The sequence below is a fragment of the Nostoc sp. genome, from assembly GCF_036917535.1.
Lineage (GTDB): Bacteria > Cyanobacteriota > Cyanobacteriia > Cyanobacteriales > Nostocaceae > Nostoc.
This window is the reverse complement of sequence record NZ_JBALDA010000081.1, coordinates 1-23,375: the sequence shown is the minus strand read 5'-3', so window position 1 is coordinate 23,375 and position 23,375 is coordinate 1. Positions and strand designations below refer to the sequence as shown.

15 protein-coding genes are annotated in these 23,375 nt (G+C 39.1%); 10 read left to right on the top strand and 5 right to left on the bottom strand.

Annotated features, from left to right (window positions below):
- Nucleotides 1-834: 834 nt before the first annotated feature.
- From V7K56_RS25735 to V7K56_RS25720, 4 genes are all read left to right on the top strand, one after another.
- The gene (locus V7K56_RS25735) at nucleotides 835-1,431 is read left to right on the top strand and encodes a hypothetical protein (protein ID WP_334914935.1); all 597 of its coding nucleotides are present in this window, start codon (nucleotides 835-837) and stop codon (nucleotides 1,429-1,431) included.
- A 48-nt stretch (nucleotides 1,432-1,479) separates the two neighbouring features.
- Entirely contained in the window at nucleotides 1,480-3,291 is a 1,812-nt protein-coding gene (gene ltrA / locus V7K56_RS25730) for a group II intron reverse transcriptase/maturase (RefSeq protein WP_334914933.1), read from the top strand.
- A gap of 71 nt (nucleotides 3,292-3,362) precedes the next feature.
- Complete coding sequence (locus V7K56_RS25725) at nucleotides 3,363-4,214, top strand: ParA family protein (protein ID WP_334914990.1); 852 nt, start codon at nucleotides 3,363-3,365, stop codon at nucleotides 4,212-4,214.
- 420 nt (nucleotides 4,215-4,634) lie between these two features.
- Nucleotides 4,635-8,039, top strand: a complete 3,405-nt coding sequence (locus tag V7K56_RS25720; RefSeq protein ID WP_334914931.1) for an EAL domain-containing protein — start codon at nucleotides 4,635-4,637, stop codon at nucleotides 8,037-8,039.
- Between the two features lie 74 nt (nucleotides 8,040-8,113).
- Here the strand turns inward: V7K56_RS25720 and V7K56_RS25715 are convergent, their stop codons facing one another.
- The 4 genes from V7K56_RS25715 to V7K56_RS25700 form a co-directional block, all read right to left on the bottom strand.
- Nucleotides 8,114-9,265 carry a histidine decarboxylase gene (locus V7K56_RS25715; RefSeq protein WP_334914929.1) on the bottom strand — a complete coding sequence of 384 codons (1,152 nt, stop codon included), beginning with the start codon at nucleotides 9,263-9,265 and terminating at the stop codon, nucleotides 8,114-8,116.
- Nucleotides 9,266-9,985: 720 nt separating this feature from the next.
- Nucleotides 9,986-10,159, bottom strand: a complete 174-nt coding sequence (locus tag V7K56_RS25710) for a hypothetical protein (RefSeq protein WP_334914927.1) — start codon at nucleotides 10,157-10,159, stop codon at nucleotides 9,986-9,988.
- 232 nt (nucleotides 10,160-10,391) lie between these two features.
- A complete protein-coding gene (ileS, locus tag V7K56_RS25705; RefSeq protein ID WP_334914987.1) occupies nucleotides 10,392-13,274 on the bottom strand; it encodes an isoleucine--tRNA ligase in 2,883 nt (960 codons plus the stop codon).
- A 444-nt stretch (nucleotides 13,275-13,718) separates the two neighbouring features.
- Entirely contained in the window at nucleotides 13,719-14,156 is a 438-nt protein-coding gene (locus V7K56_RS25700) for a hypothetical protein (RefSeq protein ID WP_334914925.1), read from the bottom strand.
- A gap of 177 nt (nucleotides 14,157-14,333) precedes the next feature.
- Between V7K56_RS25700 and V7K56_RS25695 the strand changes: the two genes are divergently transcribed.
- Nucleotides 14,334-14,582, top strand: a complete 249-nt coding sequence (locus V7K56_RS25695) for a hypothetical protein (protein ID WP_334914923.1) — start codon at nucleotides 14,334-14,336, stop codon at nucleotides 14,580-14,582.
- Nucleotides 14,583-14,803: 221 nt separating this feature from the next.
- Here V7K56_RS25695 and V7K56_RS25690 read toward each other — a convergent pair whose 3' ends face one another.
- Nucleotides 14,804-15,106, bottom strand: a complete 303-nt coding sequence (locus V7K56_RS25690) for an endonuclease domain-containing protein (RefSeq protein ID WP_334914921.1) — start codon at nucleotides 15,104-15,106, stop codon at nucleotides 14,804-14,806.
- Nucleotides 15,107-15,445: 339 nt separating this feature from the next.
- Between V7K56_RS25690 and V7K56_RS25685 the strand changes: the two genes are divergently transcribed.
- The 5 genes from V7K56_RS25685 to V7K56_RS25665 all read left to right on the top strand — a co-directional run bounded on the left by V7K56_RS25685 (nucleotide 15,446) and on the right by V7K56_RS25665 (nucleotide 23,134).
- The gene (locus V7K56_RS25685; RefSeq protein WP_334914919.1) at nucleotides 15,446-18,676 is read left to right on the top strand and encodes a CHAT domain-containing protein; all 3,231 of its coding nucleotides are present in this window, start codon (nucleotides 15,446-15,448) and stop codon (nucleotides 18,674-18,676) included.
- 3 nt (nucleotides 18,677-18,679) lie between these two features.
- Nucleotides 18,680-19,054, top strand: a complete 375-nt coding sequence (locus V7K56_RS25680; protein ID WP_334914917.1) for a hypothetical protein — start codon at nucleotides 18,680-18,682, stop codon at nucleotides 19,052-19,054.
- The gene (locus tag V7K56_RS25675) at nucleotides 19,054-20,427 is read left to right on the top strand and encodes a hypothetical protein (protein ID WP_334914915.1); all 1,374 of its coding nucleotides are present in this window, start codon (nucleotides 19,054-19,056) and stop codon (nucleotides 20,425-20,427) included. Before V7K56_RS25680 ends, V7K56_RS25675 begins: the two co-directional genes overlap by 1 nt.
- Before the next feature lie 625 nt (nucleotides 20,428-21,052).
- A complete protein-coding gene (locus V7K56_RS25670) occupies nucleotides 21,053-22,747 on the top strand; it encodes a multicopper oxidase family protein (protein ID WP_334914913.1) in 1,695 nt (564 codons plus the stop codon).
- Between the two features lie 21 nt (nucleotides 22,748-22,768).
- Nucleotides 22,769-23,134: a Lin0512 family protein gene (locus tag V7K56_RS25665; protein ID WP_334914911.1), complete on the top strand. Its 366-nt coding sequence runs from the start codon at nucleotides 22,769-22,771 to the stop codon at nucleotides 23,132-23,134.
- Nucleotides 23,135-23,375 lie beyond the last annotated feature (241 nt).

The following is a 23,375-nucleotide window of genomic DNA, read 5'->3' as shown; positions in this document are numbered from 1 at the left end:
ATTGATTTAGGGCTACTGTATTTGTCAATACCTCTATAATTACTTTGATGAGAGCGAGCTGTTACGGCATTAAGCCAAACATTGTCATTATGGAGTAAAGGAGACTGGTAGCCCGATTCCAGGTAAAGAGTCAACTACATGTTGCTGCCTCAATCGAGTAAAAATCGCTGAAATCGCTCTTTTGAATTTCTGAAAATATTAAATTTAATGGAAGATTTAAAATATTAGTAGAGGTGTACGCTACTTAGTAGTCTGTCAAGTTTAATTTGATCGGTTGGTAGTTTGTGCTTTATAGCAATTCCCATTCAGATGCGGTACAACGTTATACGCAAGGTATAAGGACACGGTATGCCGTGCCCCTATGGGTGTACCTCACGTAAACAAGAACTGCTATAACGCTAACTACTGGCGTGGCAAGGCTAAATTGTTGCAAAAAAAATTTGTAGGTTGGGGAGCCACTGCGTTGGACGGGTTTCCCGGCTTGTTCGCTCTTAGCGAGTGGCGTTTGAGGAACGAAATTCAACACTCCGATCAATGTTGGGTTTCGCGTTGCTCAACCCAACCTACATCTAATGCACTATTTTAGCTGTGTCACGCCACTACAAACAATCCGCACCTCTCAATTATTTCTTGACAGACTAGTGGGAATGCGTCAATAGAGGACTCAATCAATGGGATATGTAATTGCTACTGCCAATATGAAAGGTGGAGTTGGTGTGCGGCTCGTTGCCGACTGAATAAGCTTTAAAGCTTAGAAGTCAGCGTGAAAGTTCTAAAGAGATAAAACTCTGAATATAACTTTCACAACTCAATGTCTGAGTCAGGTGATTACGAATGAAAACACTAGATGAAGCTCAACAAGTTCAAATAACTTTACAAAGAGCAGGTACGGAAAACCGTATCAAATCGGTGTTGATTACCGTAAAATTCCTACCCTCTCAGTTCCAGGGAGAGAAAGCACACAGCAATCCCGTATGGGATTCCCAGCCAGGAGAGAATGGTTATCAAAGCTGGTCGGTGCATGGGGTGAAAGTGGTCAAAGCTGCCAGCCTAAAACGAGTGGTGGAGACTGCAAGCAGTGTGGAACCGGTAAACGAAAGTGAATCTGTCGTCAGAATCGTCGTTACACCAAAGTCCTGCGCAATTAGGCTGAAACGCGGGGAGCGAAATATGCTCAGAAGTCTGGTGGATAGAAAACCTGTATCTATCCACAACGGGGTCAACCTTACCAACAGAGAGACTCAAGGAACCAAAATACTTCCGGCGAATAGACAGATACCGAAGCCACAGAAAAACGGACATTGGGAACGAGTAAAACCGATATTTTCTCTCGAAAAGGTCGATTATCGAGCAGCTAACCAAGCGCATGGAATATCGGGGAAGGATTGTACTAGAAGCAAAAGGTCTGTTGTAATGACAGACATACGCTGACGAGTACACATTTCATTGGGATGTAAATATCAAGTAGAAGTCGAAAACATGAACCCTTTGAGGTATGAATGGAGCGATATAAACTGGGCAAAATGCCGCAGTATAGTCTTCAAGCTTCAAAAGAGAATTTACAGAGCCTCTAAATGTGGCGACCTCAGTAGTGTGCGTAAACTACAAAGACTGCTAGTAAATTCATGGTCAGCCAGATGCTTGGCGGTCAAGAAAGTTACACAAGAAAACAAAGGCAGGAATACTGCGGGAGTTGACGGTGTAAAAAGCCTTACCAACAAAAAAAAGGTTTGTCTCACAAACGAACTGAAATTAAATGCTAAGGCACTTCCCACTCGACGAGTTTGGATACCCAAACCTGGAAAGAAAGAACAAAGACCGCTAGGAATACCTGTCATCAAAGATAGAGCGTTACAGGCATTAATGCACATGGCGCTAGAACCAGAATGGGAAGCCCACTTTGAAGAAAATTCATACGGTTTCCGTCCCGGTAGAAGTTGTCAGGATGCAATAGATGCGATTCACCTTAATCTCAAAGCGCAGAATAAATATGCGCTTGATGCAGATATCGCTCAATGCTTTGATAAAATTGACCACAAAGCGCTACTTGCGAAAATCAACACGTGTCCTAAATTCCGTCGCCAGATAAAGGCTTGGCTCAAAGCCGGGGTCATCGACAGGAAAACCTTCTCAAATACTAAAATGGGAGTGCCACAAGGAGGAATAATTTCCCCTTTATTAGCAAATATTGCGCTTCACGGTTTAGAAAACATAGTCAAAGACTGGGTTGAAAATAACGTGAAAATCAAATCTCCTGGTGGTAAAAGTTTAGGTAGGAAAGAAATACGACAATCTGTAAGCGTTATTCGCTATGCAGACGACTTTGTGATTATGCACAAAGATTACAACATCGTATTGAAATGCAAAGAAGTAGCCGAAGAATTTCTAGCAAAAATGGGGCTGGAGTTAAAACAAGCAAAGACTAGAATTTGTCATACTTTGGAAAAGTTGAATGACCAAGAGCCGGGATTTAACTTTCTCGGTTTTGAAATCAGACAACACAAAGTTGGGAAAGACCAAGGAGGGAAAATACCCTTTGCGGGCGCTTACCAAAATAAAAGATGCAAAGACTACAAAACCATAATTCGTCCATCAAAAGAAGCGGTCAGAAGGCATTACAACGACCTAAAAGTTGGGTTAAAAATGCGTATTAACCAATCGGTTGATACAGTAGTAGCTTTCTTAAACCCACGAATACGAGGATGGAGTAATTATTACAAACACGTAATATCTTCTCAAGTATTCAGGCAGATAGATGACTGGCTTTATCAAAGATACTGGCGCTGGTGTAGAAGGAAACATCCTAATAGGGGTTCCAAATTTCTCAAGCGTAAATACTTTGTGAATGGCAATAGTGGTAATTGGGTTTTAGCTGATAAAGAAAAAGATGAACTGTTCTATGCAGTATCGCATAGAAATACAGCAATCATCCGACATATTAAAGTCCGACAAGACAAAAGCCCCTACGATGGTGATTGGTCATACTGGGCTTCCCGGTTGGGAGAATACCCAGAAATCTCACCAAAAGTTGCCACACTACTGAAGAAACAGAAAGGTAAATGCTCCGGTTGCGGACTTTACATTAGAAGTGAAGATGATTTTGAAATTGACCACGTTATCCCCCTGATAGAAGGAGGAAAACGAACCATTGAAAATCAACAAATTCTTCATAAAAGTTGCCACAAAAACAAAAACGGCGAAGATATGCAACGGATTATAGCTAATCAAAGCTACAACCCCCAAAGCACAAAACGTCGTATTAAGAGGTACAGACAAATATTCTGCCAATGAAATGAGGAGCCGCTTGAGGTGAAAGTCTCACGAGCGGTTCTGAAGGAGAGGTGACATAGGGCGACCTATTCATCGACTCTAACAAAACCACCCTCACCGTCAACTTAGCTACCTGTTTAGCTAAAAATCATGGCAAGCGGGTGCTTGTCCTTGATTTAGACAGCCAAATTAGTGCCACACTCAGTTTGATGTCGCCTTTAGATTTTGCCAAGCTTCGTAAACAAAGTAAGACATTTAGGTATCTGATAGACGAAGTTATCAATCCAGACCCACAAGCAAAACTTACAATTCAGGATATCATTCAATCACAGGTTTGTAATCTTCCCGGACTAGATTTATTACCAGGAGACATCGATTTATATGATGAATTTGTTGTTTCAGAAATGCTGCATCAGCAAGCAACTGCTTTGGGCGAACAGGACTTTGAAACGATTTGGAATCGTTTTGAAAGGGTCTTAATTAATAATATTTTAAAACCAGTACATCAAGAATATGATTTTATCCTTCTCGATTGTGCCCCTGGCTATAATCTTTTGACTCGTAGCGCTTTAGCTGCCAGTGATTTCTACATACTTCCTGCGAAACCAGAACCATTATCTGTAGTGGGTATTCAACTCCTAGAAAGACGGATTGCCCAATTAAAAGATAGTCACGGACATGAAACCAAAATAGATATCAAAATGTTGGGAATTGTATTTAGTATGTCCAGCGCTAATCTACTCACTGGCAGATACTATAAACAAGTAATGCACCGCGTTGTAGAAGATTTTGGTGTCGAAAAAATTTGTAAGGTACAAATACCAGTTGATGTCAATGTTGCTAAGGCTGTTGATAGTTTTATGCCAGCTGTTTTAATTGCTTCCCAATCAGCAGGTTCAAAAGCTTTCTTGCAATTAACTCAGGAGTTGTTGCAAAAGCTATAGCACTAGTTAATCATTAATGAACAACATGATTTTCGACTTGTTAAATTAGAGATAGAAATGTAAAGACGTAGGAATGCTACGTCTTTACAAGGGTTTCAGGCAATGAATAATTTATTTTTGGAGATGTCTATGTTTATTAAGTAAGTCGCAAATCTGAACCTTTCAATTTTTATAAAGGTCTGAAGAAAGAGAATTTATACTTACTTGGTCAGAAACAAGCTACATGGAATAAGTCTCAAATCCCAATTTAAAATTCTCTATTCAAGAAAACTTTTTAGGCATGAGATCAATCTAAAATCCAAAATCCACAATTTAGTAACAAATAAGTTATCCTTTCTTAAAGTTCAGCAGTTATACGGAAGCTATAATTGGTGAGTTCAGCTATTGAGTGAAAAGGTCAGTAAATCTCACTAAGAAACAATGGTTAGTAACGATTCTGCACGGGCACAGAACAATCAGCACTTGCTAATGCGCCTACCACGGACTCTGAGTTATCTTGAAACCTGGGGCTTCGGGTTAACTGGTCATGTTGGATGGATTGGTACTGCCCCCATCATTCATGCAGCGTTAGGCCCGAAAGCTATCTTAGTTTGGTCTTTTGGCACGATTATTTCCTTTTTGCTTAACTTGCAGGTACAAAGTCTAGGTAGACATTGGTCAGATGTTGCTGGAGGAACACCAAACTATACCACAAGGCTATTAAAGAACTTTCCTGGCTTAGGCCGTTACGTAGCATTAGGATACTTTTTTAGCTGGGCAGCAGCACCAGCACTGTATGCAATTATTCTCACTAACTTAATTAAAGACAATTTTGAAACATTACATATTTCTTGTCCAGAAATTTGGTTAAAAGTTTTGTTTACAGCAATTCCTTTTATTTTAGCGTTCAGTGGTACCCGTGCTTTGGCGCTTCTGCATTTATTTTTTGTATTCCCAGCGATTTTATTACTGTTATTGTTTTGTGTTCAAGGCATATTATGGTTAGTCTTCTCATCTGCTAATTTTAATTTTCTTCCAACTAGCACGCATAGCCTGACCTTTCAAGAATGGGCAAAGTGGTTTTTTCTAGCTAGCTATTCAATTTATGCTTGTGAAACCACTTCTTCTTTTGTTGCTGATAGTCGCCACCCATATAAAACTTTAAAGTTTTTAACCGTAGCTGCTTGGTTAATTCCTCCGGTGTTTCTAGGTGGTTCTTGGGTATTAATGTGTTCCCCTCAAAATCCTAAACGTGATGAAGTTTTATTCAATTTAGTAAGGGCTTCTGAGCCTTTTTGGGGTGAATCTGCTCCCTTCTTAGTAACACTTCTGATTACTATATCTTGCCTTCTAAGTTCTGCTACAGCAGTTTCTAACTCTCCTCGGATATTATACCAGCTTGCCTTAGACAGACAGCTTTCTCCTATATTTGCATTATTTTCCCGTCAAGGTGTCCTTGGTCCTGCTATTTTATTGACCTTTCTACTCAGTTTGCTTTGTCTAAATTTAGGAAATATATCTCAACTTGTTACAGTAGCAGGAACCTGTTATCTCATGTCCATTATGGGGCTACATCTGGGATTATGGGTGTGTCGGGGCAAACCATACGTGTTATGGCCTTGGTGGTCACTTGGTTTTTTCTTACTAGAAGCAGTAGTTCTAATAGTGGGAGGTTTAGCTTGGAATTGGAGAGATTTCTTAGTAGGATTATTATTACCTATTATTCTGATGATCGGAGATGTAGGGCTACGTCGCTTAAGATTTGCGCTATTACACCCAAATTGGTGGATACAGCGTTACGAAATTAAGTCTAGTAAAAACAATCCAGATTTTGTCGTATTACAAGTGATTGTTTTAGTATCATTAATTTGTATTACTGCTACAATCAGTTGGGTTATCCGCGATTTTTTAGATAGATTTTTTAATAATCCTCAAAATTATTTTCCTAATAATCCTCAAAATTCTTTCCTAGCGATTTTATTAGTGACGCTTTCTTTTACAGGGGTTGCGATCGCTTGCTGGACAACTTTACCACAAATTATTGCTATTGATGAAGCACGCAAACAAGCAAGAAACCTATTTATCACTACTCTCGATACCGTTCCAGATACTGTTTTAGTATTAGATGAAGATGGTACAATCTCTCAGACAAATGCTGCTGCTGAAGAATTATTTCAAACAAGTATTCAACAGTTACTTGGGCAAAACTTGAATCAACTTCTAATATGTTATCGTGGCAAACCGGAGCAATGGTCTATTAGGAGTGAGCAAAGCTTGAAAATTAACCAAGGTTTGCGAATTGTTGAATCGACGATTTCACAGCCATTTAATTCTCTGCTACGGGAGTATATTGTTATTGTCCGTGACATAACTAAGCGGAAGCTAGCAGAGGAAGAATTAGTCCAGTATCGTTATCAGCTTGAGCAGTTAGTGCTAGAACGCACTATTGAACTTATTAGGGTTAATCAACAACTTCAACAAGACATTGTTAAACGTCAAGAAGCACAAGAACAATTACTGCACAATAGTCTTCATGATGGGCTAACTGGATTACCTAATCAACGATTATTTATGGAGCGGGTGCAGCAGGCAATAGAACAGGCTAAACAGCAAAATAATTATTTATTTGCTGTACTTTTCTTAGACCTAGACCGCTTTAAAGTTGTTAATGACAGCCTTGGACATCTACTAGGAAATCAACTTTTGATTGCAATTTCTCATCGGCTAAAGTCAGTTCTGCGAGGCGGAGACATAGTTGCCCGTTTTGGCGGAGATGAGTTCACAATCTTAATTGAAGAAATTGAGGATATCAATACCGCCATACAAGTCGCCGAGCGAATTAAAAAGGTGCTAGCTTTGCCATTTCAATTAAATGAGCATCGGGTGTTTACTAATGTTAGTATTGGTATCGCTTTAAGTAGAGCAGATTATGAGCAAGCTGCGCAGATTCTACGTGATGCTGATGTGGCAATGTATTGTGCCAAATCACTTGGTAAGGCACGTTATGAGGTTTTTGATCCAAAGATGCACGAAGGTGCAGCTTTACTTTTAGAGTTAGAAACTGCTTTAAGAAATGCGCTGCTCAAGCAAGAAGAATTTCGCCTTAATTACCAGCCAATTATTTCACTAACAACTGGTAAAATCATTGGATTTGAGGCACTGATACGTTGGTATCATCCAGAACGAGGACTTATTTCTCCTCAAGATTTTATTCCCTTAGCTGAAGAAACTGGAATGATTGTTAGTATCGGTCAATGGGTGCTTTATGAAGCCTGTCACCAAATACACAAATGGCATAAACAATTTCCTACCTCACAACCTCTGACGATTAGCGTAAATTTTTCTGGTAAACAAATTACGCAACCTGATGTGTTTAAACAGGTTAAACATATTTTGCAGCAAACTGGACTTGAGCCATGCTGTTTGAAATTGGAAATTACTGAAAGCTTGTTGCTGGATAATTTTGAATTAGCTACCACTGTACTTTCTCAATTAACAGGGCTGAATGTCGAGATGCACATGGATGATTTTGGGACTGGCTATTCATCTTTGAGTTATCTGCATCGCCTACCAATCAAAACTATTAAAATTGACCGCTCTTTTGTCACTAGTATAGGTAGTCGAGGAGAAAATTTAGAAATTATTCGAGCGATTGTGACATTAGCCCATAATTTAAATATGTCTGTAACAGCAGAAGGCATAGAAACTGTAGATCAATTAGCACAATTGAAAGCTTTACAATGTGATTATGGGCAAGGGTATTTTTTCTTACCACCTATGGAACAGGCAGAAGTAGAAATACTCCTTGCTGCTAACTTGTGCGGAAAAAACTTTTTAAAAAGATAAAATCTTGGGAGCAAATTCTGTTTAAAGAAACACTTTGTTAAACTGGGTAATTAATTTCACTTGGCAATCTATTCTTAGTGTAGTGCTGACTGTAGCTGAAAATTATCTACATTATCAAGCAATCCTTCTTCTAACAACAGTTCGTTAACAAAAATATCAATTTTATGCCGATCAATATTTTGCATGACTACAATGTGTACCCAATTTTCAAAAGTTGCTAACTGCCACTTTTTAATTAACCTTTGAGAAGGTTTTTGAAACACTACGGTATTGGAAAATTTATTGAGCATACATGGATATTCTCTGATTTTAAGTTGTTGAAAAAGATATTGGGCATTATTTATACAGGTCTTTGCTTCTTTCGCTAATCCATCATAACCTCTTGTTTTCATTGCATACCAGAGAATCAGAGGGGTATGACCGTTTCTAGACCCCAGAATTGTTGTATCTGATGAACCAATATATTCAATTGCTGTTTCAACTTTTTCTACCCATTTTTTCTTGGTTAAAACTACACCACAAGGCAAGGGAGAACCAATGAATTTAGCAGAAATAGCTATACTATCTATGGGTTTTTGAAAGTTAACTTGCAGAGCGCCATCTAGAAAGGGTAATATTAATCCTGAAAGTGCGGCATCACAATGAATGTAGTAATCTTTAATCTGATTGCGCTCTAAAATTTCAATAACTTTGTCTAAGTTATCAATTGCACCTTTGACAGTAGTCCCAATATTTAAATTTAAAATCGCCGGATAATTACGATTTTCCCTAATGAGTTGTTCAAAATGTTCATAATTCATTTCTCCATTAATTTGTGAGTTAACAACATTGTGTTGGATGCGGAATAGTTTTGCTGCTTTGGGTATGGAGTAATGAGAGTCTTGTGATGAGTAAAGAATGCCATTAGGGTAGATTTCTCTTGCTAAGAACATCCCATATAAATTACCTTCAGTTCCGCCAGCAGTAATATAACCCCAAAACTGATTTTCTGGAATTTTATAGAGGTGAGCAAAAAAAGATAATACTTCTTGCTCAAACTTACGAGAATGAAGACCAAAATCTGGTTCAATGTATGGATCTCCAGCATTATTTAACAGAAAATTGAAAAATTTGCTGATCGCACTGTAATCACAACTTAAATTATATGGATAGCCTGTATGAAAGTGCGATCGCTGTTCTATTTGCAGCAGAAAATCAGCCAATTCCTTAGCAATTTTATTTGACATATCTTTGTATCTCTTAAATTTTGATTGAGTTAATGGATGTTTTAAACTAAATTACACGTATTAATCCATACCTTCATGTTTTCTTAATAATGCTTTCTAATAGAAGATAATACAGTGTTATTACTGATAAATATTCAGTAATAACACCCATTTTTTTTGTGCAAAAGTATATTATACTTAGAACTTCTGCATAATACGAAATAACTATAATGCGTATTACGTAAAATTTCTTTTCAGTCGCTGACTGCAACCTGATTCAATCACATATTTAACTTTGTGCCAGTTGCGTAATTTCTGGGATTGACTCGGCTATCCAAATAAAGTGCGCTTATGCGGACTTCATCAAGCTAAAAAGGTATTTCTATAAATTAAATATGCATTAGCGTTCTTCCATCAATCTTAGAAAACAATATATCGAAGCAGAAAACTTAAACTATGACTAAATCAAAGTTTGAGGCTTTATTTTCTAATATAAATTCCTAAATGTAGCCAAAATTTGGAAAGTAAAGTCTCATAAACCTTGCAGCGATTGCTTTTTCCAAGAGTGATGCAAGAGGGTTAACGTTCTTCCAAATAAAAAAATACTCAACTACTTATTGTGAGGTGGGCGTCTCTCCATTGGTGTCAAGTTAAGGCAGAAGCCCAAATGTCAAAGGTATATTCATCGAATTCGGGATGTCGTTTATTGAATTCGGGGTGTTGTTTATTGAATTCGGGATGTCATTTATTGAATTCGGGCAGCCGTTTATTATTTTTGTTCAATTTTAATTTGAGGAGGATAAAACCTAAACACAAAGCGAAAAGTCGAGCCAGCGCCTTGGGCGGGTTTCCCGACTTGTGGCGACTGGCGTCGGAGCGGCGGCTTGGGCCGTTGGCGTAGCCCGCCGCAGGCATCTGAACTTTTCAAGACAAAGACTTTTCACCCAGTCCCCAGTCCCCAGCTATACTAGTTGACCCCAGTGATTTCATCTTAACTTGACACTAATGTCGTATTACCCTAAGCCAAAGGCGGGCAAGATGCCCGCCCTACAAGTAGTAGTAACTTATTTGTTGAAAGTCCCTAAATGCATTTAGGCATTTTTAGATTAGTGATTTCTAGTTTGCTAGCGCCGTGAAATTTTTGCTTTTAGAACTTTCCAGCTAAGGCTGCAACACAGCGATCACAAATTAAGGGATGTTCTGCTGATTCTCCCACATAAATAGAGTAGTTCCAACAGCGATCGCATTTTTGCCCATCTGCATTCACTACCCCAATTCCCCAGTCTTGCGTCTGCGCTGTATATTTCAATCCTTGCAACCCTTGAGCAGAATCTAATAATTCCACTTGGGAAGTCAGCAATAAATACCGCAGTTCGTCAATCCCGTTACCCTTAACTGGGTTAAAGGCTTTGATAGCATCACCTAATTGTTTGTCAGGTATATGAATCAAAGCTTTCGCTTCCAAGGAAGAACCAATGAGTTTTTCTATCCTGGCTTGTTCCAACACCTTATTAACATCGGTGCGGAGTTGTCGCAGTACTGACCAAAATTCCGCTAAATCTGGATTACGCCATTTTTCCTCAACCTGCACCCAACCAGCTTCAAACACTGATTTGTAAGGTGTTTTGTAAGGGAGATATTGCCAGATATCTTCGGCAGTATGACATAGTACTGGAGCGATCGCTCGTGCTAAATTATCTATTGCTATCTTCAGCACCGTTTGACAACTGCGACGGCGAAAAGCATTTTTTGCACTGATGTACAATCTATCTTTGGCCACATCTAAATAAAAGTTGGATAAATCCACCACGCAGAAATTCTGCACTGTTTGGAAAAAGCGGAAGAATTGGAAACTCTCAAAGGCTTGAGTGACTTCCTCAAATACTTCGGTGATGCGGTGTAGCATATAACGGTCAAGTTCTGGCAATTCCTCAAAAGGAACTGCATCTTTTTCCGGGTCAAAATCATCCAAGCTACCCAACAAAAACCGCGCTGTATTGCGAATCTTACCTCTAACATCATTCATTTGCTTAATGATGTTTTTGCCAATGCGAACATCGCCGGAGTAGTCAACCGATGATACCCACAATCGCAATACATCTGCACCGTAGGGCGGTTCTACTTTTTGATTTTTCCCGCCTTCAATGATTGTATTTGGATCAATCGTATTTCCTTCTGACTTACTCATCTTTCGGCCTTGTTCGTCCAAAGTGAAGCCGTGAGTTAAAACAGTTTTGTAAGGCGCAATGTCATTTACTGCTACGCTGGTAAGCAAACTGGATTGAAACCAACCGCGATGTTGGTCAGAACCTTCTAAATATATATCAGCAGGATAACGTAACTCTGGACGCTGTTGGACGACAGCCGCCCAAGATGAGCCAGAATCAAACCATACATCCATTGTGTCTGTACCTCTGCGGTAAGACTTGCCATTTTGGCGATAGGATTCGGGTAATAATTCCTCAACTGAAAGTTCCCACCAAGCATCGGAACCTTTTTCGGCGATGATTCCTTGGACGTGGTTGATAATTTCTTCATTCAGCAGTGGTTCTCCCGTGGCTTCATCGTAGAAAACGGGAATGGGTACACCCCAAGCACGTTGACGAGAGATACACCAATCGGAACGTTCCGCTACCATTGGTGTGATCCGATTTTCACCTTGGGCTGGAATCCATTTTACAGTTGCGATCGCCTCTAGCGCTTCTTCTCTAAATCCTTCCACGGAAGCAAACCATTGTTCAGTGGCGCGGAAAATCGTTGGCTTCTTCGTCCGCCAATCATAAGGATACTTGTGGGGGTATGGTTCTTCTTTCAACAAAGAACCAGCCGCAGCCAGTGCATCAATTACCGCTTGATTCCCATCACCCAAAACATTCAACCCAGCAAATTGTCCCGCTTCTTCGGTAAAGTTGCCATTGTCATCTACTGGTGCAAGGATGGGCAAACCGTAGCGTTGACCAACAATGTAATCTTCTTGACCATGACCGGGAGCAGTATGTACCAACCCCGTACCCGATTCAGTAGTGATGTAATCACCGCCGACGACAATCGGACTTTCGCGGTCATATAGGGGATGACGATAAGTAGTATGTTCTAAATCATTTCCCTTAAAGGTGGCTTTTACAGTTAACTCAACTCCCAACGTTGAAGATAAACGTTCGACTAAATCAGCAGCAACGATGAGGTATTTAAAATTACTCTGCGCTTCTCCCTCTGGGTGGGAAACTTCCACCACTGCATAATTTAAATCTGCATTTACCGCTATAGCCAAATTCCCCGGAATTGTCCAAGGTGTAGTCGTCCAGATAGCCACACCCAAATCTGAGAGATATTCCGCCAACAGTGGTTTTACAGTTTCCGCCAAACTTGTAACCAGAAAAGCTGCATAGATACTGCGGGAAACATGACCTTCAGGATATTCCAACTCAGCTTCAGCCAAAGCGGTATGAGAACTAGGACTCCAGTGAACTGGCTTTAAACCGCGATAGATATAGCCTTTTAAGAACATCTGACCAAACACGCCAATTTGAGCCGCTTCATAAGTCGGCTTCATAGTTAGATAAGGGTGGTTCCAATCACCCCAAATACCGTAGCGTTTAAAATTATTGCGCTGGTCGTTTACCGTAGCTAAGGCAAATTCTTCCGCTTTCTGTCGCAGTTGTAAAGATGTTAAGTTTTGCCGTTCTGCTGACTTCATGTTCTGCAAAACTTTTAACTCAATCGGTAATCCGTGACAATCCCAACCAGGAACGTAACGAACTTTACGCCCTTGTAACATTTGGTAGCGATTAATAATATCTTTGAGAATTTTATTTAAGGCATGACCAATATGGAGTGAGCCATTAGCATAGGGAGGCCCATCGTGCAGTATAAATAATTCGCCAGGGTTATTTTCAAAGAGGCGATCATAAATTTTATTTTCTTCCCAAAATTTTTGGATTTCAGGCTCACGCTTGATGGCGTTTGCCCGCATATCAAAATTAGTCTTGGGTAGGTTTACAGTATCTTTGTAACTTCCTGATTCGGTCACAGTCTCATGCCTAGAATTAGGTGTGCAGGTTTTATCAATTATAGAAGATGACATGAAAACCAAAATTTGCTTTTTGAGAGCGAGTTTGATAAACCTCTCTCTACCTTGAATTTTCGTTAATAAAGTTGCAAATATAAAGATAGGACTCTTGCACAAGGGCGTAGGCGTAGCCCGTCGTAGACATCGCCACTATAAAATTCAGATGGATTAAAACAGTGAACAGTGAACAGTTATCACGGCGTATGGTGGGGGATTTAAACCCACCACCAACGCCTACCACCAATTGGTGAGGGGCGGTTACCCAAGGATAAACACCATTATCTTTACTGATAACTGATAACTGATAACTGTTAAAGGTAGGTTGGGTTTCCTTACGTCAACCCAACTTACATTTAATACACAAATTTAGCCTTGACACAGCACTAGATTTATGCAGGAAGTGGATTATTGCAGCAAAGGAGTTGTGCCGTTACCGTTAATTGACGCATTCGCAATTGCAGCTTGAGTAGGTTGACTGGCAAGAACCGCTACAACTGGAGCAACTTTTGAACTAGATTGTTTATTTCTTTTTCCATTAGAACCGCCAGCTTTGGAATACTCTATACTGTTTCTGCCGTAGATAGTTGCAACTCCACTTAGCATTCGTTCAGACATTTCGGAGAGGGCTTTATCCAGCTGGGTTACTGTCTTACGCGATTCTTCAAGATTGGACACAAGCGTGTTATGAGCTTCTAATGTCGCACGGGTGGTGTTGATGAGATGGTTATAGGCTTCAATGGTTAATCCATGTCCTAAATCCAGATTTTCATCAACAGATTTAAGCAAGGCGAGACGAAGTTGGGCTTTGTCAACAGCAGCAGAACCACGAGTTCTTAAAGACATAAGATATCCTTTTTTTTAAGAATTCCTTTTTCAACATAGTGGAGTATCCTTTTGCCTGAGATGGGTAGTTTTGTGGATTTATTTGATTAAAGCTTCAACGAAATAATTACAAGTTTGTCTGTATTTTTACTCATTTTTCATATCGATTTGTTGTTTGAGAATAAGTGCAATCAGCAAATGCGAACGCCAAATCAACAAATGCGAACGCCAAATCAACAAATGCGAACGCCAAATCAACAAATGCGAACGCCAAATCAACAAATGCGAACGCCAAATCAACAAATGCGAATGCCAAATCAACAAATGCGAACACCGAATCAACAAATGCGATCGCCGAATCAACAATTGCGAACACCGAATCAACAATTGCGAACACCGAATCAACAATTGCGATCGCCGAATCAACAATTGCGATCGCCGAATTAACATTAGAAAGGGGAAACTAGAACATCTAATTCCCTCCTTTTTATAAGCTACGGTGTATACACAAGTTGAATTACCCCCCTTAATCCCCCCTTGTAAAGGGGGGAAATAAGATTTCCGGTTCCCTCCCCTTTATAAGGGGAGGGTTAGGGTGGGGTAACTTCCCTCAACCTACAAATAACTTCCCTAATCTTCTCCACCACACCATCAATATCTTGATAAATTTATGGATTCGTAAATCTTAAAATCTTCGTACCTTTTGATTCCAAAAATGCTTGGCGATCGCGGTCATATTCTGGAACTCCATCTTGATAGTGACTATCACCATCAATTTCTATGGCAAGTCTCAATTCCGAAGAATAAAAATCCACTACAAATCTATCAATACTGTACTGTCTGCGAAATTTACAGCTTTCAATTTGTTGATTTCTAAGTTTTGCCCAAACTATTTTTTCAGATGGAGGCATATTGTTTCTAAGAGTTTGCCGTTTTTGCTTTTCTGAGGTTTGGTTATACAGTTTTGTCATCAGCATTTTCATATTTCTGGACTATGCTTACTATTCCCTGAATTACCCCTCTTAATCCCCCCTTGGAAAAGCTACCGTGTATACACAAGTCGAATTACCCCCCTTAATCCCCCCTTAGAAAGGGGGGAAATAAGAAATCTTGTTCCCTCCCCTTTACAAGGGGAGGGTTAGGGAGGGGTAATTCAATAACCTGCGTGTACACCGTAGCCTTTTTAAGGAGAATCTAAAACTTTTCATCCCCCTCATTTTTCAGAAATTGAGGATAATACTGTTGAAGCTTCATCAAGATGGATAATACTGTTGAAGCTTCATCAAGATGCATCTAACTCACACCTGCTCATGAACGAACAGCGTTTACAAGCTTATTATCAGCTAATTCAAACCCTGCTAAGTTGTTCTAGCGGGGAAGAACCAGAGATATTAGCAGCGAATACAGAATTGCTAGATGCTGACTTTGTGCAGGTTGCTGTAGTAGCAGCAGAGTATTTTGCCCAGCAGGGAGAGGAAAATACTGCCGAGTGGTTAAGAAACTTAGCAACATATCTCACTACCCCAGAAACTACCCCCATCACTCAAGAAGATATAAAGACTTACGGGCAATTTTTAATAGAAATACTGCAAGCAACAGCAGACAGCAACGGCGATGCTCAAGTAATTTATCCATTGCTGGCAGCAAATACCGATAAACTCAATGATATTTTTGCTGAATTATTGCGTGACTGGGCAATAAATACCTTAGCAGAAGCAGAAGTAGATACAGTAGAGTCCATTGCTTACATAATTTTTATATTTAGTAATCGGATTAGCAATTTTCCTTTGGGTAGCAAAGCCAGCAACATGGAAATTGCGATCGCAGGCTACGAAATCGCCCTAACTGTATATACCAAGAGTGCCTTTCCTGAAAAATGGGCAATGACGCAAAATAATCTGGGGATTGCTTACGGTGACAGAATATTAGGAGAACGAGCCGAGAATATTGAAAGTGCGATCACTGCTTATAATCAAGCACTCGAAGTTAGAACCCGCAGCGCCTTTCCCCAAGAATGGGCAAACACACAAAATAATCTAGCAATCGCTTATATTAACAGGATAATGGGCGCTCAAGCGGAGAATATAGAACAAGCGATCACTGCTTTTTCTACAGCCTTGGATGTTTACACCCGTAGTGCTTTTCCTCAAAATTGGGCAACGACATTAATTAATTTAGGCAATGCTTACCTTAAGCGAATATTAGGTGAGAAAACAGAGAATATAGAACAAGCAATTACAAATTACTCTTCTGCCTTAGAAATTCTTACATATAATGCTTTTCCCCTAAACTGGGCAACAACACAAAATAATTTAGGCAATGCTTATTTAGACAGAATTAAGTATGATAAAGCAAAGAATATAGAACAAGCAATTGCTGCTTATACTTTTGCACTAACAGTTTATACCCGCAGTGATTTTCCCTTAGATTGGGCAACAACACAAAATAATTTAGGAACTGCTTACAGTAGAAAAATTGAGGGTGATAGAGCAGAGAATCTGGAAAAAGCAATTGCTGCTTATTCTGCTGCACTGGAAGTATATACACGCAGTGACTTTCCTCAAGATTGGGCAACGACGCAAAATAATTTGGGAATTGCTTACTCTAATAGAATAATAGGTGAACGAGCCGATAATCTGGAAAAGGCAATTGCTGCTTATACTGCTGCACTAAAAGTTTATACTCGCAGTGCTTTTCCCCTAGATTGGGCAACAACACAAAATAATTTAGGCAATGCTTATCTAGACAGAATATTGGGTGATAAAGCAAAAAATATAGAACAAGCAATAGCAGCTTATACCACTGCACAAGAAGTCTATACCGAAAATACTTTTGCTAAACAATGGGCAATGACGCAAAATAATTTGGAGATTGCTTACGGTTATAGAATAGTTACTGACAAAGTAGAAAATATAGAACAGAAAATTGCAGTTTATATTTCACGAACAGAAGCTTTGTTCAATATTGGCAATACTTACCAATATTTTGCAGAATTTGATTTAGCATATACAACATACGAGTCGGCAATTATAAATTTTGAATATCTACGTGAAAATCTTATCAAGAATGAGGTAAGAAAACGTATTTTGTCAGAAAGATGGAGCAAACTTTATCAAAATATGGTGGAAGTTTGTCTTCATCAGGAAGAATTTACTAAGGCAATAGAATTTATTGAACGTAGTAAAACCCGCAATTTAGTAGAATTACTAGCCAAAGCAACATTAACAAGTCCACAAAATTCGGCTTTAATTGGTGGCAAAATCTGCTTTCAAGAAATTCAAAATCTCTTAGATAACGAAACTGCAATTATCGAATGGTACATTTTTGATGATTGTTTTCGAGCTTTCATTATTACCCACGACAAGGATAAACCAGCAATTTGGTCTTCTAATCAACAAGACTTAGATACCTTAATCGATTGGAGAAAGGAATATCTGGATGACTACGACAACCAGCAAGATCCAGATAAAATTCAATGGCGGAATCAGCTAGAAGAACGCCTAAAAAAGTTAGCAGAAATTCTGCATTTTGAGGAAATCTTAGACCTAGTACCTAAACAATGCGACAGATTAATCCTCATTCCTCATCGCTACTTACACCTTTTTCCTCTCCATGCTTTACCTGTTAAAGAATCATACCTAATTGACTTATACCCTAATGGCATAGGCTATGCACCCAGTTGTCAAATTCTGCAACAAGTCCAACTGCATCAACCTTTTGAGTTTCAATCTTTCTTTGCCATCCAAAACCCCACAGAAGACTTATACGAAAAAGATTTAGGAGCAGTTACAGCTATCAAAAAACAGTTTGCTGATGCTGATCCTTATATTATGAAGCAAGACAAAGCCAAAAAATCAGCAATTTTGCTCGGCATTAATGAAAATTATAATAATGTCACACTACATGAAAAATTGCTCAAAGCTAACTATGCCTTTTTCTTCTGTCACAGTTACTTTAATTTTAAATCTCCCCTAGATTCTGGTTTATTATTGACAGATTGTTTTGTTCCTTCAGAATTAGTTAAGAAAGACCCTAAACGTTATATACCCGTACCTGGAGATAAAGATAAAGCAGTAGACTTGACAAAATGCCTAACTTTGGCAGATATCATTACTCATGTCAAACTAGAAAACTGTCGCCTAGTTACTCTTTCTGCTTGCGAAACTGGTTTGACCGACTTCACAAGTACTAGTGATGAATACATTGGTTTACCCAGTGGATTTTTGTTAGCAGGTAGCACCAATGTAGTCAGTAGCCTTTGGGCTGTGAGTGCTACAGCTACAGCATTATTGATGATTAAATTTTACGAAGAGCTAAAGGAGCAAAGTAATATTGTATTAGCTTTAAATACAGCACAAAGTTGGTTAAGGGATACCACAGTCAAAGGCTTTCAAGATTGGCTGAGTAACTGCTCACTAAGTCTAGTTTGGCAAGCACAACTAAATCAATACTTTGCTGATAATCATAAAAATGCTTCAGCCAAACCCTTTGAATCACCTTTTTATTGGGCTGCTTTTTGTAACATAGGTAAAGGAGTTTAGAAAATGTCAGTTTATCAAAATAGCATCCAAGCTTTTATTCAAGTCCTTGACTCTCAATCAAATTTGATTCCTATTCAAGACTGGCATGAATTACAGCAACTATCTGGTCAGTTACCAGAAGACAATGAAGAAATATCAGAAATTTTAGAAAAATGGTTGCAATCAGAATCCCGTAATCAACTTCTAGAAGCTTACAAGCAACACCTGAAATCACTGACTGCTGCATCTCCTATTGATGTAGATATAAACATAGGAATAGCTAATAGTAAATCACAGACTCCAGCCAATCAACCTAGTGAATCATCAAAGGAACTTGTAGATAACGCCATAAAAAACAACTCTCCTTTGTTTGAAAACACTAAACCCAACAAAAAATAGTGAAGAATTTCAGCCTCAGTCTCTATGCTTTTCATCTTTGCCACACCCTAACTGAACTTCCCGGCGAAGTTGTGACAAATGCTAATCTGTTGTGGGAAAATCTAGTGAAGGTGGGTGAAACTTCGCTAAATTTTGTTGAGTTGAAAGATTTACGCTCGAATTTGATTTGTTATCAAAATGGTGAATACAACCCCAAGCGGGAACAAGGAAGAAAAACAGAATGGTTAAGTGTTTCTGGAAAAGACGTAGATTTGGGTAGTCTCCCCACAACAGAAGGCTTTAAAATTAATGCTAATCTTCAGCCTTTCTTACTTAACGATACCTACGCAGTTGATTTAACTCTGTTTCCAGAATCACCAAACATCCCCATAGACATACCACAACTGCAACATTTTAAACCAAGTTCCCTACTACCATCTCATATTCAAGCATCTTTAGGACAAACATTATTGATTTATGGAGAAGTAGATCCAACTGAAGATTGTGATACACTAGCTGAAAAGTTAGCCATAGCCTTAGTAGCTGGCACAAATTTAAATCCTGTACGATCGCAACAAGGAGAACTGTTTGGTAGTTTTTTATTTGAATACCAAGCACTTGACGCAGATAAACCAGATAATCCTGCTAAACAAAGCCATATTTTAATACTCATTAATAATAGTCAAGCTGCAACAGCAACACTTGCAGTAAAAGCTTATGATTGGTTGCTAAATTTATTATGTAGCTACCATAAAATACTTTACATTTATCAACTAGCACGTCAACGCTACCGAGAAGCGAGAACAATTTATAGTGATTTAGAAAATAAAATTAAAGAATTTAACAACCTGATATCTAAAAATAAAACACAACAATTATCTGGCTTAAAAAGCTTAATGGGAGAAATACCCCAAAAAAACTTTGATTATACCAGATGCTTGCAAGATTTACAAACACACCACACAGCAATTACTACTAATATTACTAATTACAGAATTTGTTTAGAGAAGATTCAAACTATTGATAGCGGGAATAGCCTCCAATCCTGGCAAGATTTTATTAATAAAGACTGTAAGAAATGGCAAGAACAAATACAAACAGATATTAACTATCTGACTCCAGGTAAAGAATTGTTTGGACAATTTGTTGATACTATCCGAGGTATAGTAGAAACGGGACAAGCCGAGCGCGATCGCTCCCTAGAAAACAAAATCCAAGTACTAGGCATAGGTTTTGGCGGTGGTGCGATCGCTTCTGGCGTATTCACAACACATATTGATAAAATTAATCTCCCGTTAATACATAAACATCCCCTTTACGCATCGTTAACTTTAAGCATCATTGCTACCTTGATATTTATCGCTTTAGGTTGGCTGATTACCAAACGTAAATAAAGTAAATTCTTTGGAGAAACTATACAAAGAAAAGACATGACGACAGAACAGTTACAAAACTTGATCCGTAATCCTCTGATAAATTAAGGGACTTTAAGAGCTTATTGTCTGCCTTTTTAAAGGGGGTTGGGGGGATCAAAAGTCTGTAGCGCAACTCTAGAAGACTTGTGTGTACACCGTTTGGCTCTCAACCAGAGGACTAATCAGGAATTTTGCGGAGTTTGAGAGTTAATCAATAGAAAGTAGTATATTTTTCTGGCTTCGCTTACTGCCTATCCAAAGGTTTCGTTTAATTAAAAAAATATTCTCTAAGAAAAAGTCAACTATTGCAAAAAATAAATCATTTTTTTGAGTTCTAAATAAGCTATGTATGTTTTAGGTGTAACTCACAGAATTTTATTTAAGTACACTAAAAATTATTCCTAGTAAAAAACTAGACATAAACAGCATTTTGTAATCGGATTTCCACCAGCTTACTATCAATAATAATTTTTGAAGGAGTAGATTAATTATGACTAGCAAATTGTTTCTAACTAAGTGGAGGCGAAACTTCAAACTGTATCTTTCCTTTATCTTTTTTGTAATACTACTGGCTGGAATCATCTTTTCCAAATTGAGTTTAACTATGGCTGCTGATTCGCGGTTAGATCCAAGAACTCAACCAAAGTTCATCAATTCGCTGCCGTCTCTAAGGAGGATAGATGCTACAAAGGGTGGTCACTTCGATGTAGAGATGGGAGAAACTAAGCAATGGCTTGGACTATACAGCAGTCCTGGTGCAGATCGCATATATGGTACAAAGGATGATGCACGCTTGAATACAACAGTTTGGGGGTATGGCTCAAGAGGGCAAAAGGCTGTTACTTACCCAGGTTCCACATTCGTGACACGAAAAGACGTACCGATTGAAGTGCTGTGGGACAACAAACTACCAAAAACCGGACATCTTTTTCCAGTAGATAAGAGCATCATTACAAAATCGGTTGCAAACGCTCTTTCCAAAGGGCTTGTACCTACAGTGACACATGTGCATGGTGGTCATACTGAGTGGACTAGCGACGGATATTCCGAAGCTTGGTTTACCCAAGATTTTTCCCAAACCGGACCCAGTTGGGTTAAAAAGAACTATAGTTATGCAAATGACAATGAGCGGGCAGCGACACTTTTATATCACGACCATATTCTCAGTAACAATCGTTTAAGTGTATATGCTGGTCTTATAGGTTTCTATTTGCTGAGGGATAACAACGAAATTAATTTAATTAATCGTAACATTTTGCCTAGTGGTGATTACGAGAAAGAACTCATCATCCAGGATCGAGATTTCACTGCCAAGGGTCAGCTTTATTACCCACCTGGTTCAAATTATTCAAAAGCTCCATACCCAAGTGTAGTGCCAAATTTCTACGGTGATTTTATCTTAGTAAATGGCATGGCTTGGCCAAAGCTGGCGGTCGAACCCAGAAAGTACCGTTTACGCTTGGCAAACGGTTCAAATTCGCGCTTCTACAACCTAAATTTCAACGATTCAAAGGAAAAATTTTACGAAATCGGCACTGAGCAAGGTTTATTAGAAAAACCAGTCGCGCTGGAAAATTTAGTTCTTGCTCCCGGTGAACGCGCTGACGTAGTTGTTGACTTCAGTGGCGATGCAGGAAAAGAGTTCATCATCAGAAACTTCGATGATAAAGCTGATTTGGAGCTTACAGGTCAGATAATCAAGATTGCGGTGCAACAACCCCTTTCAAATATTCCAAATGCGACAGTCGATACTAATGAAAGTGATGGACTGACAACACGGTTGCTACCAAACAAAATTATACCTCCTGCTCAAACCGGACTGACTCGGCAACTAGTTCTTTTTGAAAATACGGATGAATACGGTCGGAAGCTGCTAGAACAAGGTACATTGGCTGATGGCTCATTGCGCTATGACGAACCAATTACTGAAAAACCAAAACTTGGCACAACTGAAGTTTGGGAATTATACAACACGACACAGGAGCCACACCCAATTCACTTGCACTTGGTTTCCTTCCTGATTTTAAATCGACAAAATTTTGCTGGCAGTGCAATCCCAATTATCAAAGACTCTCGTAAGACTAAGCTATTTCTACAAAATGCTGGTCTACTCGGCAATCCTGAGCCTCCACCACTTTCACAGAAAGGTTGGAAAGACACCGTAATTGTTAACCCAGGTGAAGTTGTTCGGATCATTGCCACCTTCGATAAACCGGGGTATTATCTCTGGCACTGTCACATCTTGGAACACGAAGACTTCGATATGATGCGACGCTTTCAAGTTGTGGCAAATCCCTAGAAGGATTTATTGGAGGTAGCAATGACGCGTAAACGCTTGATTATCGAGATGGGGATGGGAATAGATCAGCACGGACAAGAACCAACAGTAGCAGCATCTAGGGCAGTACGAAATGCGATCGCTCACAATGCCTTACCTGGTGTTTGGGAAGTTGCAGGTTTAAGTCATCCCAATGAAATGATTATAGAGATTCAAGTAGCAGTGCCATACCCAGAACAAGTTAGGGAAGAAGAGGTACTCGCTGTACTACCATTTGGGCGAAAAACTCTCGTTGTAGAATCTGGGGGGATGATAGTTCAAGGGCGGGCGATTCCCGAACTCAACGATAAAAATGACGAAATGTTGATTGCGATCGCTGCTGTAACAGTTCTGGTTGAAAATGAGTGATTAAGGTCAATACCTAAAATCGTGACTTTTACATTAGTTGTGCTTACAAAGTTGCTAGTGAATAAGAATTTTTCTATGCAGTAGATTAGCGTTTACATCCTACTTTGTGACGACGCGGCATTCACAAATACGATCTATCTGCTTTGACTCACATCTTGCACCTAACCGGATAAACCTGTAAAAGATAAATAAAGAGCGCAAAATATAACAGTAAAACAAGAATATTGCTGAAATCTCAAAA